Raw genomic sequence first — 14186 nt, 5'->3', positions numbered from 1 at the left:
CTTCGAGCCCGCGAAAACGGAATTAAAACGCAATTCGCACCGTTTGCTAGGCGGTGGTTCCAGCTCTCGCTACACATTGGACTTACCTCTTAGGTTCAAGCCGCATTGGTTCTGCATGGTTGAGCGGGACGTCATTCCGGGTTCCTCTGGGCGTTTGAGCCCTAAGTACCTATACTGGGACTCTCGCCACCTCTCGTGACCGTAAAGCTTGCAACATAATGACCTCACAACCTATCGTTCCTCTTTCCCAGGCATCCGACCCCTTCTTTTGGGGAGTCGACCTGGGCGGCACCAACATTAAATTAGGAGTCCTGGATAACTTAGGGGCAACTCTGGCGTTTACTTCGATTGAGACGCTGGAGTCACAAGGTCCGCAACAGGCGATTGACAGGATAGTTGCTGCAGGTCGTGAACTGACCCGCAAGGCTGGCATTTCAATTTCCCAAATTGGCCGAATCGGATTAGGAAGTCCCGGTTCGATGTGTTTGCAACGCGGCATGTTACTCGAACCGCCTAACCTACCACACTGGCATCAGTTTCCGATTCGAGATGCTCTGGCCAAGGCCACCGGGCGACCGGTCAGCTTCGTTAACGATGCGAACGCTGCGGCATTCGGCGAGTTCTGGATCGGAGCCGGTTCGGCACACCAAAGTCTGATCATGTTTACGCTGGGTACTGGTGTGGGCGGAGGCGTGATCCATGAGGGCCGGCTAATCAATGGAGTGAACAGCTTTGGCAGCGAGTGCGGGCACATGATTGTCGACAGCTCCCCGGAAGCTCGCCTGTGCGTCTGGGGCGGCGGGCGCGGCGAGTTGGAGGCTTACGCGTCGGCGAGCGCTGTAGCCGCTCGAGCCCGAGAGCTAGCGGAGAGGGAGCCTTCCAGCGATCTATCGCGTCGGCTGCAAGAGCAGGGTAGGGTGTCAGCCAAAGACGTCTATCTATCAGCCGTTGGTGGCGACGGTCTGGCCTTGCGGATCATTGACGAGACAGCACATTTTCTGGGCATTGGAATTGCCACTGCAGTAGCCATCGTTGATCCCGGCTTGGTCGTTCTGGGCGGCGCGATGGATTTTGGCGGTCCCAAATGCGCTATAGGTCAGCGGTTCTTGGCCGCAACTACCGCCGAATTTCGCAAGCGGGCGTTTTCCAACGTTGCCAGTGGAACGAAAATAGAATTTGCGTCTCTGGGAGGAGACGCCGGCTACATTGGTGCTGCCGGCATCGCCCGAGCAGATAACGAGCACTGAGTACTGGCAACCTTCACAAATTTCAGTTAACAAGGTCCGCCATTCAACGGTCACCGTGGGAGTCAAGCGCTGAGCCAGCCACCGAACGATATACCGATTAGTAACATTCGTAATTTTTGCATTATCGCTCACATCGATCATGGCAAGAGCACGCTGGCGGACCGTCTATTGGAACGTACCGGCACGGTAGCGACGCGCGAGATGCGCGAGCAACTGCTGGACGGCATGGACCTGGAGCGTTCGCGAGGAATCACGATCAAGGCCAAGGCGGTCACGTTGCGCACACAATACGAAGGTCAATGGTACGAGCTGAATCTAATTGACACACCCGGCCACGTCGATTTTCACTACGAAGTATCGCGTAGCCTGACCTGTTGCGAAGGCGCATTGCTATTGGTGGATGCCTTCCAGGGCGTCGAAGCTCAGACGGTTGCCAACGCCTACGCCGCCATGGAACATGATCTGAAGATCATTCCGGTTATCAACAAGATCGACCTGGCCTATGCGCGAGTCAATGAAGTGATCGACGAGATGGCCCAGTCGCTGGGAACGGCTCCTGACGAAGTCGTGCTATGCAGCGCTAAGGCCGGCCTGGGCATCGACGAATTGATCGCAGCGATCATTACGCGCGTGCCACCACCCACAGGCGATCCAACTGGACCCCTACAAGCCATGGTGTTCGATTCTCACTACGATGACTTCCGCGGTGCCATCACCTATGTGCGATTGATGTCAGGCACGGTCGTCAAAGGTCAAAAGGTTCAATTGGTGCGAGCAGCAGCAACCTATGAAACTTTGGAGATCGGCCAGTTTGTGCCCAAGCGCCGACCAACCGCAGCGTTGCGAGCAGGACAGGTAGGTTATTTGATATGCAACATTAAATCGCTGCACGATGTGCACATTGGCGACACGGTTGTGGAAACCGGACCTCGGGCGGCACCGGCGCTGGATGGATATCAACAACCCAAACGCATGGTGTATTGCGGTCTATACCCCAGCGAAGGACAGGAGTTCACGGAACTGCGCGACGCTCTGGAGAAGCTAAGTATCAACGACCCTAGCTTCGAATTCGCACCGGAAACCAGCGAAGCGCTCGGTTTCGGATTCCGTTGCGGCTTTCTGGGGCTGCTGCACATGGAAATCATTCAGCAGCGTCTGGAAAACGAATGCGACGTGGACTTAGTGCAGACCGCGCCCAACGTAACTTATCTGGTGACCAACAAACGAGGCGAGGAACTGGAGATTCATAAACCACAGGATGTGCCGGATTCAGGTGACATTGAAGAATTCAAACAGCCGATCGTGCGCGTGAATTTCGTTGTACCTAACGATTATATCGGCCAGGTGATGAAGCTGAGTCAAGACCGTCGCGGCGTTCAAAAGAGCACGGAATATCTATCGGCAACGCGGGCAATGATAACCTATGACCTGCCGCTGGCCGAAGTCATTTACGACTTACACGACAAGCTCAAGAGTGCCACGCGCGGTTATGGCACTATGGATTACGAATTGATCGGATACGAACCCGCCGATTTGGTGCGCATGGACATCTTGGTCAACGGCAAGCGAGTAGACGCACTGAGCGTCATTTGCGACCGTCGCGATGCTGACCGCCGAGGTCGAGCCGTCGTAAAGAAGCTGAAGGATGAAATCGATCGGCACATGTTCGAAGTCGCGGTACAGGCGGCTATCGGCACGCGGATTATCGCTCGCGAAACCAAACCGGCCTTACGAAAGAACGTGACCGCTAAGTGTTATGGCGGCGATATCACCCGCAAACGCAAGTTGTGGGCCAAGCAAAAAGAGGGCAAGAAACGCATGAAGTCGATCGGCTCGGTCGATATTCCCCAAAAAGCCTTCATGGCGGTGCTGGATACCGGCCAGGAAAAGTAGCCGATCTTGAGACGCTCGTTGCTATATTTGATCAAACTCGGCCTGCCATTGGCCTTGTTTACATATCTGCTATGGAGCGTCGATCGCGCAGACTACCAGACGTTTTGGAGTCAGCCGAAGCGCTGGGATTTACTGCTCGGCGCGCAATTGGTCGCGCTGATCGCAATTATCATCAGCATCCTGCGGTGGCAACTGCTGGTACGTTGCCTGGATATCCCGTTCAATACGCGAGAAGCATTACGGCTGGGTTTCTTGGGCTACCTCTTGAACTTCATTTCGCTGGGCAGCGTGGGCGGAGACTTGTTTAAAGCCATCTTGGTGGCCAAGGAGAAGCATTCTCAGCGCCCGGAAGCGGTGGCCAGTGTGCTGCTGGATCGTGCGATTGGACTATTGGGGCTCATCATTTTGGCCTGGATATCCATTCGCTTCTTGGCTGATAACGCGATTCCAGCGGCGCTGCTGCGAATCGGGCAGTTGGCGGGCGCCTTGTCATTGACATCCATCTTCGCGTTGTTGGTAGCGGTGTATGCGGGCAGGTGGCTGGATAGTTTGATCGAGTGGGTCGGCCAGCGAATTCCGCGCATCGGCTCGCCGCTCTCCAGAATGGCGCATTCGGTTCGGCTTCTCAGAAGGCGCCCAGCTTCAATCGCTGTTTTGTTGTTCAGCGCCATTGTCGTACATGCGATGCTGACGCTAACGGTTTATCTCGTGTCACATGGCTTATATCCGCTGGCTCCCACTCTATCGCAGCACTTCGTGGTTGTTCCACCAGCCATGGCCGTCGGTGCGTTGCCGATAGCGCCGGGAGGTTTGGGGGTACAAGAAGGCGCTATCGTCGGGCTGTTTAGAATGCTACCGGATGTGCCTGAGGGATACTCGTCCACGCTGGTGGCCACTGTGTTCCGCCTAGTCACACTGACCATCGCTGGAATTGGTGTGGGATACTATCTGGCCAGCCACGGCCGCGAGTGGCGTTATGCACAGCAGGTCGTCGCAGAAGAAAAGTCGGACGATTAGGAGTACTGGTAAATTACCGACTACGGCGCACCGCGTTCGCAGGATGCCTGTTCGCAGGATGTGCGCACCGGACTCGCCGCCCAGGCAACAACCGCAACTGCTCTACCACCCCATGACCATATTGCTTTCGATCACCTTGCGGGCCTTTTCCAGGTCGCTACCGGTTTCGTGCATGTACAGCCGAATAGCGTGCAGCTTGTCACCAGCCGACTTCGCCAGGCATTCACGGGCGATCGAGCAGATGTCCATGCGGCTTGAGAGCCCCAGCACCCCCTTGGAAATGACCCATGAATCACGCGGTCGGCGAGTCAAACGAATTACTTGGTCCGACGGATAGGCCTCTTTGACCACATCGCGAGCTATCTGCTCGTCATCGGCCCAAGTAATAATAATGTGTGCGTCCGTTTCGACTTCGTAGAGTGGCATTTGTCAGTTCCTGTTCCAATTCAGTGGGCTTGAGTCACGCCAGCGTGAATACCGCTAGTCAACTGGCGCTGGCTAACGTTAATATAGCAGATCGTTCGAAAAGCGTTCACGGGGCGGAATCGAGAAACGGAAAAACTGCTAAAATGGAGCGGCTGCCTTGAGAAACTGGGGGATAGCCGGAATTGTCGCGCTGGCGGTAGCATTGGTGATTGTGCCGGTTGCGCTGGACCGTACCCAAGGTATGCGTGCGCGTTGGGCACTAGCTAGAGTTGCCAACTCCGTGGATCTGAATAGCGGAGATCCGGAGCGTGAACTGGCCGAAGCTATCCGTGACCTGCCTGCTCCAGAAAAAGAAGCGGACTACTGGCTTGTAAGGCTAAAACTGGCGTTACGGAATGATGATTCCGAGGAGGTCTTACGGGTACTGCGAAGGTCGATGGCCGAGCTGGGTGGCGCTCCCTACTTGGCTGGTATCGCTTTCAGGCACTATGATTCCAAACGCGAATTTGACAAAGCACTGCAAGTTCGACTGCTAACGTATTCGCCTCCGGACAGGACGTCTGTGTTTGTGCTCAATGAGATTGCTTATCTGCGCTCATTGGCCGTTGTCGATTTGGATCAGGGCTTGGAGGAAATCAATTTGGCGCTGGAAAGATTTCCTGAGGTTGCAGCATTTCGAGATACCCGTGCCTGGATCTTGTTCCAAATGGGCCGATTGCAAGAAGCGCTGGCAGACGCTGACTTTGCAGTCAAGCAAGGTGAAAACGACTATCAGCAAACCATAAGCCAGCCCAGCTTCCGAATTGTCGAGTGGCTCTATGGCAAAGCTCGCCCAGCCGCTGAAGATGGATTGCTGACCGAACGTGAGGCTGGACAAGCACTGTGGACTCTCGGCACGCTGCACTATCATCGCGGTAAAATTCTCGAAGCTCTCGGACGTACCGACGAGGCGGATCAGGAATGGAAATGGCTGGCCGACCGCCAACTTCCCAAAGACGAACGCTTGCGATGATGCTGGTGGCCAAAGCCACTTCAGGACGACCCGATATGATAGTGTTGCAGCGGAATCTTCTCGTCAAATACCAACTTTATTGTCTTGGATCGAGTTTGAGTCGGTGAGGCTCGACGGAATGGCTGCCTCAAAGTCCCCTGAATTCCGGAGTTTCCATGGACAAACCTGAAGCATCGTCGCCACCCTACGGATATCGCAACCAGCAGCTTGTGCCGTCGAGCCAGCTTGCGGTTCCGGTCTGCGACTTGGGATTGATCAATGGGACAACGATTGCCGAACAGGTTAGAACATTTGACGGCAAGCCGTTTATGCTCCGACAGCATTACGATCGTTGGCTTCGAGGACTTGAATTGCTGGATGTCCCCCCACCATGCACGTTTTACGAGTTGGAGCAGAGGACTGCGACACTGGTACGCCTAAACGGGGAATTGTTGCCGGAAGGAAGCGAACAAGGGATTTGCTTTATGTGCTCGCCTGGTGTTCACTCGGCATTCACCTGGGAGGCCGATATCGCCACGCCAGAACCACCTGCTATTTTTCTAGCACACACCTACCCTCTGAATACTCGACGATGGCAACCGTGGTACCAAACTGGCGTCGCTCTCCAGAGTACGCCGATTCGCGACGTTCCCCAGAACTGCTGGCCAAAGCAAGTAAAAATTCGCAGTCGTTTGCACTACGCGTTGGCGCAACGATATGCCCAGAGGTTGCAACCACAATCGTTCCCGATCCTCCTGGCAGACGATGATTCAGTGAGTGATTCCGCCACGGCCAGCTTCATCTGCTACACTGCCTCCAAAGGCCTAGTCGTCCGCCCGGCCGCCATGCGATTCGATAGCCTATCAGTAAACTTTGCCTGCCAATTGGCTCATCAAATCGGTATTCCCGTAACCGAGAGCGCGTTGAGCTTGAATGAATTCGTGAGGATGGACGAAGTAATGTTGGCTTCAACCCCCTTTTGCCTGTTGCCGGTAGCCAGCGTCGATGGCCGGCAGTTGGGCGGCGACAATCCCACCAGTAATCAGCGATTTCCAGTTTTTCGCCGACTACTCTCGGCTTGGTCAAAGCAGGTTGAATTCGACATCGCTGAGTCATCGGCTCACTGCTAGACTGCAGGCAATACGCTGTCTGGGCACAGCGCATTTCCCCAGCCTGTGTTAGCACCGCTCCAAGCCCCGTAGAATATCTAACTCCAGCGTACGCCGAATCGGTCCTAGATTACTTGACATTGAATTCGCGAAACATTAGGACTTATCCTAATGTTTCGACTACATTCCGTAGGAAGCCGAGCAGTGATTGGTATCCTGGCAACTTCATGAAGCAGATTGGGTAGCAATGGGTGCAGTCGGCGTGAACGCGGCAAATTCCATTCGGGAGTGATTGTCTGATGAGTCAACTAAGCTCCTGTGTCACAGGGTTGATTGTGGGTTTGGCTGTATTGTGCGCGACAGGTCGTTCGGCCAGCGCAGCGCTGGTCACGATTGACTTCGATGACTTGACGCCGGCCAACGGTAGCTTCTTCGTAGAGAACCTGGATGACCGCCCTAATCCATATCAGGGCCTATTTTGGTCAGATCTCAACATGTTCGCACACTCGTACTATTCAAGTACCTATGCTGATCCAACACCATTTCCGAGCCTGACCATGGCCGCGTTTACCGACTCGGCAGGTAACGGTGCGGCGGCTGAAGTCGATTCTACTTTGGGAAGTCCGCTTTTTGACTTGGTGTCAGTAGATATCTCCAAGAAGTGGCCGTGGATTGCTGGGTATGCCGCCGATGAAGTGACTATCTCCGGTTTGGTTGGTGGCGCGGTTGTTGATACGCGAGCCGTATCGCTTACCGGCAGTTGGCAGAATATTGTGTTGGGCACAGGCTTCAAGAACCTGGATGAATTCCGGATCAAGAGTAGCGCCGGTGGAGGTTACTTCATATTCGACAATGTCGTTATCCGCCCAGTCCCAGAGCCAAGTAGCTTGGTCTTAATTGCGACGTCACTGGTCGCAGGTCAACTGCGTTCTAGGCGACGTCGCTAGAAACTGTCGCTACATTGGCTAGAGCGTACACTCCCCAATTAGCTCCCAGACACGCGGCTTGTCAAACCTCTAGCACAACGCCGCCCGACACCATCCTTGCCTGGCACACTGACGCAGCCGCTTGTGCGCTGAGCAGCTCTTGGGCATAATCTGTGGCCTCTCCTAGATCCAATTGTCCGTCTGCCACCATCCATGTTCCCCGGAGATCCCCAGTCGTGTTCACAACACTCCGCGCTACGTGTTTATGGCTATTCTTTGCTAGTTCGCTGACTTACGCTGAACCGACCAAACTGATCGACTTTCAGCAGCACATTCAACCGATCTTGCAGCAGCGCTGCTTGGAATGTCACGGTCCCAAACAGGCCAAGAACGATTTTCGTGTCGACCAGCGTGAGAGCATAGATGCGTATATTGATCCGGGGAGTGCCGACGGCAGTTCACTGTGGACTGACTACTTGAGAACCGATGATCCCGACATGCTCATGCCGCCTGCAAACGAAGGACATTCTGGAGGTCTGCCGGTCGGTGAACTACTGCTGATCAAAGCCTGGATCGACGAGGGTGCTGAAGGCCATTGGCAGGCCGATCCCGCTCAATCTGAATCCATCCCCACAGTGCCGAGCAGTGACTTGGCTAAGTGGTGGGCCTTTCAAGGACTTTTTCATCCGGCCACCGTACATTTTCCGGTAGCGCTGCTGTCTGTGTCGGCCCTGTTCGTACTATTGTCGTTTCTTAATCGTCAGTCGTTCGAGCCGGTTGCCTACCATTGCTTGTGGCTGGGTGCCTTGGGAGCTGTGGTAGCTTGCTCGGCCGGTTGGTCATACGCGGTCTATCGGGGCTACGGTGAAGGCGTCGGATTCGATTTGGCTGCCAGCGCCATCGATCGCCATCGTTGGGCAGGCGTGTTTGTGGCAGTCCTGGGCCTGCTGACCATTCCACTAGCTCGTAGCGTGCGGCGAGGTGCCGGGTTAAATAAGCGAATCGTTTGGCTGCTGGCCAGTTGCATTCTAGCAGCCGCCGTATCGCTCAGCGGGTACCAAGGCGGCGAGCTAACCTACGGAGAAGATCACTACCTTCGCTACTTTGAAACTCTCTTTCCGCCAGAAACGGCTGAAACAAGCCAACCAGATGCAGCCGACGCTGAGAGCATGAAGGTCAACGAAAACACCGCCGAGGCTAACAATTCCGCGCCCGGCGAAACTCAAGAGACCGTTACGGATCAGCCCCAAGCTGACCAGCAGGAAGCTCAGCCAAGCGATGCAGAAACTAGCGATGCAGGTGCTCAGCAGAATAACGACGACAAACCTGAAGACGCCAGCGAAAATAAAGCCGAGCCTTCGCCTGCGGACGACGAGCCTGTAGCAACACCGAGCACTGAATCAGATGCTGGAAACTAAACTGAACACCCATACGCAGCAAGACTCAGCGCTGAATCATGCAAGTGGGGGACGGGTTGTGGCCAGACGCGGTACCATACGATCCATCGGTTAAACTTGCGGCGTCACCACCGCAGTCCTTGTCAGCCGTTGAGTCGGATTCCAGCTACAGTACCAGTTCACCGATAAATCGCTGATGCGCGAGGTTAAGAGACCATGGCTTGTCGGACCTGGGGCAGGACTTGCGATTGTACTTCGGCAAGCGTGCCTTGCAGGAATGCTCCGGCAGCGGCCTTGTGGCCACCGCCACTAAACTGCCGTGCAAGTTCATTGCAATCGACTCGGCAGCGACTGCGAAAACTCAGTTTAAATCCGCCGGCTAACTGCTCGACAAAAATAACTGCCACCTTCGCTCCGGCAATCGCCAAGGTCATGTTGATGGCATCCTCTGTATCGGTTGGTCGAGCGCCGGTTTCTGCAAAATCTTCCTTTAGAACATGGGTGTAGACCAACTGACCATCTAACTCCTCAGTCGTTCGCGACAAGATGCGACCGCGCAGACGAACTCGACCAATCGTATCGCGTTCGTAAAGGTCCGAGTAAATTTCGGTCGGTAGCGCACCGGCCTCCAGCAGATCGGCTGCTACTCGGTAAGTAGCTGCGGTGGTAGAACTGAAACGGAACCAACCGGTGTCGGTAGCAATTGCGGCGAACAACGCGGTGGCCATGGGCTTAGTTATGGTGACTTTTAAATGTTTGGCCAAGCGCGCGACCAAATGCCCGGTAGCCTCAGCACTGGTGTCTTTGAAGAACTCGGTGCCCAATTCATCCTCGCCTACGTGGTGGTCAATGCACAGTTTTTTGCCTGCGAATCCGCGCAGCACATCGCCCATCGGTCCCAACTGCGCCCAGGCGCTGGTGTCCAGAATGATCATGCAGTCAGCCTGCACATCCTCTGGAAGCACGTGTTCGTGAATGACTTCGATGATTTGCGAAGGGTCTAAAAACGCTAATACCGGCGGCGTTGGATGGCCGTTGATGATCCTGACTTTTTTGCCCAACTGACTGAGGATGCCCAGCATCCCTAATTCGCTACCTAAAGCATCGCAGTCGGGGCGAATGTGGCTACAAAGCACAAAGCTGTGGCAGGCGGCGATACGCTGAGCCAGAATATCCAAGTTAAATGACATAGGTACTTCTAAATTGTTGGTCGAGTAATCGTGTAGTTTGCACAGGCCTTATCGTGGCCGAATCGGACGAATTGAGCAACCATACCGGCCGAATGTGGCGCCAGCAACCCTGATGAACTTGCGATCGCACACATTATGGGGAATCCACCTTGGCAATACCTGGTGCCCACTGGGACGCAAATCTTGGCTTGCCAATTATTCTTGCCTAGGTAGCGGTCCCGTCGGGGCACCATCCCGGGATGTCCCGGGGTACAGCAGTAATCCCTATTCTTGAGAAAGTCACTGCCTTATGTTTTGAGCATTGCTAAAACGTACTTGGCAACAGCACGGTTTGTTGGACATGGAGGATGTCAGATTGAATTTGCTTCATCAGCGCATCTACGGAGTCAAACCGCAGTACAGAACGGATTCTAGTCAACAAATCGCAGTTTAGCGATCGTCCGTACAGATCACCGTGCCAATCGAGAACGTGCACTTCAATTTTGGACTGCTGATCGTTGAATGTTGGATTGGGTCCGATGTTGACGGCAACTCGGTGCGATCGTCCCTCCAGCGAAACCGATCCACCGTACACGCCGTGCGCTGGGATGATCGACTCAACCCCAACCAAATTGGCGGTGGGTACCAGCAATTGTCGGCCGCGACCTGCCCCGGGCTCGACACGTCCCGACAAACGAAACGGTTGAGTCAACATGCTATTGGCGGCCGCGACGTCACCTGCAATGAGCAGTTGGCGAATTCGAGTGCTGGAAATCATGCCAGCCCCGTCGTTTTCAGCCGATACAATTTGTAGTTCGATACCTCGATCATTGCACAGTTGATGGAGCAAATTTGTGTCTCCGGCGCGATCTTTGCCAAAACGAAAATTTGGCCCTTCGACGATCCCTGAGGCCTGAAGCGTGTCGACCAGCACCTGCCTGAAGAACTCACTAGGCGACAACTTGAGCAGTTCAGGCGAAGTGGGGAGCACTATCAGTCCGTCGACACCCAGTTGCCCGACCAGTTCTGCGCGCCTTGCCAGCGGAGTCAGCGGCGGATGAAGTTTGCGCTCCGGCTGCAGGATGGCTATGGGCGGAGGGTCAAACGTCATGACAACAGCGGGACCGCCCATCCGATTGGCCAGCTTGACCAGATGTTCGATTAAGCGCGCATGCCCTCGATGTACCCCATCGAAATTGCCCACAGCTACCGCGCCTCGCTGCAAGTGGGCTGGTACATCTGCCAAATCTCGGAACAATCCAATCATGCGAAATGCCACAGTGGTGCGGTGCAGAAACTCGCTTTCTCAAGCCAAACCACTGTCACCGAAAACCGGTATTATGGCAAGGCCAGGATGGTAGATAGACAATATGCAGAACTTTCAAGCTAACTCGGCGGGTGTAGGCTGTTACAATTGAAAAATATGCTCCGGCGATCCCTCTGTGAACCAATTTTCAATCTGGCAGCTGTTGTGGTGGTGATTTGCCTCACGACCACGCAGGCCGTCTGCCAGGAGATGCTGTTGGTCGAACTCCGCAACGGCATGCAGTTGGGACCGGGGACCGTCGAGCCGACGGATACGGTTAGCACAGACAGCATGCAAAAAGGCACTTCGGGTGAGGTCATTAGCAAGCCGATCGACGTTTTGAACGATGGTCTGCGGCGCACCTATTACAATGCATCTCCTCGAAACGTCATTAACAGTCAGGTAGTCGCCCCCGATCAATCCACCAAGATCGACTTTGCCGCTGCCAGCGAGGCCAACCGTACCAGCGGTATTCAATCGTTTCGCGCTATTGAGCAGATATCGAAATTCAATCGCAATGGGCGCCGCACGCTAACATGCCGCTTGGCCGATGGCAATACGATGGTCGCCCTGCAACAGATCACACAGTTGACGCCGCAGTATGCCAAGCTTGAGATACTGCGCGGCTCCGACCAACGACTGGCTTGGGAATCCCGCGAGGCAATCAGCTCGATTCCTGCTGAGGAATTACAATTGGTGCTCGAGAACGCATTGGACCTGACTCGATCAAGCGAATGGCTACGCATGTATGCGTTTTATCTAGAAGCGAAACGTTATCGCGACGCCCGGCGCACCATTGAAGAAGCGATCAAACGCTTTCCCGCAGAATTGGGTGGTCGCGCGCAGCTTATTGCTCAAACCGAGCAGCTTTTGGCTACTCAGCAATTCGACGAAATCAGCGTGCGCCGCCAGGCCGGCCAGACGCAGATGGCCTACAGCCTGTTGAGCGCCTTTCCGCGTGAGCTGATCGAGACACAATTGAAGGTCAAGAACGAACTGGAGCAACTATCACGGACTTTGGTGACCATTCGCAGCGTGACGCAGTCGCTCCGGGAACGACTGGATCGGCTACCAGCACCCGATCAGGAAATCGCTGGACCGCTGGTCGAAGAACTGCTGGAAGAAATATCGATCGAATCAGCGGTGCGGCTAGATGATTATATTCGATTGGGTGGCGACGACTCACTGGCCAATGAAAATCTGGTTGCGATGGCCATCGGGGGCTGGATACTCGGACCGGGATCAGGCATTCAGAACTTTGCTGTCGCCAAATCGCTGATTCGCGTCCGCGGACTCGTCGGCGACTACCTCCGCGAACCGGACGCGTCTCGACGTGAGGCCATTTTAGGCCAGATCCGTAGCCAGGAAGGTGCCGAGCCACAATTGTTGGCCAGAATGCTGGAGCACATGAAGCCTCCGCTGGACTTAGCCGAACATCAGCCGTCGGATGCCGAGGGCTTTTATCGACAATCGGTTACCGTAGGTCGCCAGCCAACGGAATACACCATACAACTGCCGCCTGAATACGATCCGCTGCGCAAGTACCCCTGCGTGGTAGCGCTCCCCGGTTCACTCAATGAATATCGGCTCAGTATCCCTATCGACTATTGGTGCGGGCAAACCATGGCACTGGAAGAATCGCAGGCACGCTTTGGCCAGGCGACGCGACATGGCTTTATCATTATCTGTCCAAAATGGATGTCTGATTCACAAGCTGCCTATGCCTACACCGAAGTTGAGAAGGCGCGGGTGCTGGCCTGTTATCGCGATGCGCTGCGCCGCTGCTCGATCAACACCGACCGCGCGTTCATCGCCGGGCATTTTGAAGGTGCAACCGCCGCCTGGGATATCGCTCAATCACATCCCGATCTGTGGGCCGGTGCCGTGTTGATTTCGCCAACTGCCGACAAATATATTTTGCAATACCATCAGAACATTCAGAGTTCCAAAGATGCCGCGGAATTACCGCTGGCGACGTACGTCGTCTACGGTCAGATGGATGGAGTGCGACTAAACACACCCGCCATCGGCACCGCTCTGGACCGATATTTGAAGAGTTTCAATTACGACTGCATGGTGGTCGAGTATATCGGACAGGGGCGCGGATTGTTTTCTGCCGAGTTGCCGCGCATCATGCAGTGGATGCAACTTTCCAGCCGTCAACGCCAGCGCACGCCACGCACCATCAACTGCGTGAGCCTGCGACCTGGTGACCGCTTCTTCTATTGGCTGGAGGCCCCGCAACTCGCTCCTGAAAACTCAAGCAACGCGATCGAATATGAACCATCTCGCGATGCAGCACGCAAGGGGGCGTTTGAAGCCACTTTGCTGGGCCCCGGTCAGAACGGGGTACGTGTCCAAAAAATCCCCTCAGCCGATCGCAGTGCGTGGGTGTGGTTAACACCCCAAATGGTCGATTTTGGCCGCGAAATTCAGGTAGTGTTCCGCAGCAAGTCCAGCAAAGTTACTCTGTCTCCTGACATCTCGGTCATGCTGGAAGACGTTCGTCAGCGCGGTGATCGACAACACGTGTTCTGGCAACGACTCAAGCTAGGCGGCAAGGGCTGAAACGAACAACGTCGCTGTCGCTTACAAGCATCACGCTCAGGCGAGCCTGCACATGGCTGCCATTGAAATCGATCTTCGCATAGTCCAGGTTGCGAATGCACGCGACCCAAGGGGTTGCACGATTGAGGACCATTATC

General features: G+C 54.9%; 11 protein-coding genes. 8 read left to right on the top strand and 3 right to left on the bottom strand.

Translation table 11 applies throughout. The features are described from left to right. Positions 1 to 218 precede the first annotated feature (218 nt). The 3 genes from KF752_07415 to KF752_07405 all read left to right on the top strand — a co-directional run bounded on the left by KF752_07415 (position 219) and on the right by KF752_07405 (position 4157). Positions 219 to 1247, top strand: a complete 1029-nt coding sequence (locus tag KF752_07415) for an ROK family protein (GenBank protein ID MBX3421371.1) — start codon at positions 219 to 221, stop codon at positions 1245 to 1247. 90 nt (positions 1248 to 1337) lie between these two features. After that, positions 1338 to 3140, top strand: coding sequence for a translation elongation factor 4 (gene lepA, locus KF752_07410; protein MBX3421370.1), 1803 nt, complete (start codon positions 1338 to 1340; stop codon positions 3138 to 3140). Positions 3141 to 3146: 6 nt separating this feature from the next. After that, positions 3147 to 4157: a flippase-like domain-containing protein gene (locus tag KF752_07405; GenBank protein MBX3421369.1), complete on the top strand. Its 1011-nt coding sequence runs from the start codon at positions 3147 to 3149 to the stop codon at positions 4155 to 4157. A gap of 102 nt (positions 4158 to 4259) precedes the next feature. On the opposite strand, the gene KF752_07400 is transcribed toward KF752_07405, so the two are convergent. Then, on the bottom strand, positions 4260 to 4583 hold the full coding sequence (locus tag KF752_07400; protein MBX3421368.1) for a hypothetical protein: 324 nt from the start codon (positions 4581 to 4583) through the stop codon (positions 4260 to 4262). A gap of 157 nt (positions 4584 to 4740) precedes the next feature. On the opposite strand from KF752_07400, the gene KF752_07395 reads away from it, so the two are divergent. The 4 genes from KF752_07395 (at position 4741) to KF752_07380 (ending at position 9027) form a co-directional block, all read left to right on the top strand. Continuing rightward, complete coding sequence (locus KF752_07395) at positions 4741 to 5595, top strand: hypothetical protein (protein MBX3421367.1); 855 nt, start codon at positions 4741 to 4743, stop codon at positions 5593 to 5595. 155 nt (positions 5596 to 5750) lie between these two features. After that, the gene (locus KF752_07390) at positions 5751 to 6704 is read left to right on the top strand and encodes an aminotransferase class IV (protein MBX3421366.1); all 954 of its coding nucleotides are present in this window, start codon (positions 5751 to 5753) and stop codon (positions 6702 to 6704) included. Between the two features lie 278 nt (positions 6705 to 6982). Further along, a complete protein-coding gene (locus tag KF752_07385) occupies positions 6983 to 7630 on the top strand; it encodes a PEP-CTERM sorting domain-containing protein (GenBank protein MBX3421365.1) in 648 nt (215 codons plus the stop codon). A gap of 215 nt (positions 7631 to 7845) precedes the next feature. Then, the gene (locus KF752_07380; protein ID MBX3421364.1) at positions 7846 to 9027 is read left to right on the top strand and encodes a hypothetical protein; all 1182 of its coding nucleotides are present in this window, start codon (positions 7846 to 7848) and stop codon (positions 9025 to 9027) included. A gap of 185 nt (positions 9028 to 9212) precedes the next feature. On the opposite strand, the gene KF752_07375 is transcribed toward KF752_07380, so the two are convergent. Together KF752_07375 and KF752_07370 are read right to left on the bottom strand one after the other, a co-directional pair. Further along, complete coding sequence (locus tag KF752_07375; protein ID MBX3421363.1) at positions 9213 to 10196, bottom strand: bifunctional oligoribonuclease/PAP phosphatase NrnA; 984 nt, start codon at positions 10194 to 10196, stop codon at positions 9213 to 9215. A 304-nt stretch (positions 10197 to 10500) separates the two neighbouring features. After that, on the bottom strand, positions 10501 to 11442 hold the full coding sequence (locus tag KF752_07370; GenBank protein MBX3421362.1) for a bifunctional riboflavin kinase/FAD synthetase: 942 nt from the start codon (positions 11440 to 11442) through the stop codon (positions 10501 to 10503). A 210-nt stretch (positions 11443 to 11652) separates the two neighbouring features. Here KF752_07370 and KF752_07365 point away from each other — a divergent pair, with 210 nt between their 5' ends. Beyond that, positions 11653 to 14049 (top strand): hypothetical protein, encoded by a 2397-nt coding sequence (locus tag KF752_07365; GenBank protein MBX3421361.1) that lies wholly within the window; start codon positions 11653 to 11655, stop codon positions 14047 to 14049. Positions 14050 to 14186: the final 137 nt, after the last annotated feature.

It is taken from the genome of Pirellulaceae bacterium (assembly GCA_019636385.1).
In the GTDB taxonomy this organism is placed as follows: domain Bacteria; phylum Planctomycetota; class Planctomycetia; order Pirellulales; family Pirellulaceae; genus Aureliella.
Note: the sequence above shows the minus strand (reverse complement) of the source record. Positions and strands in the feature narration are given on the sequence as shown.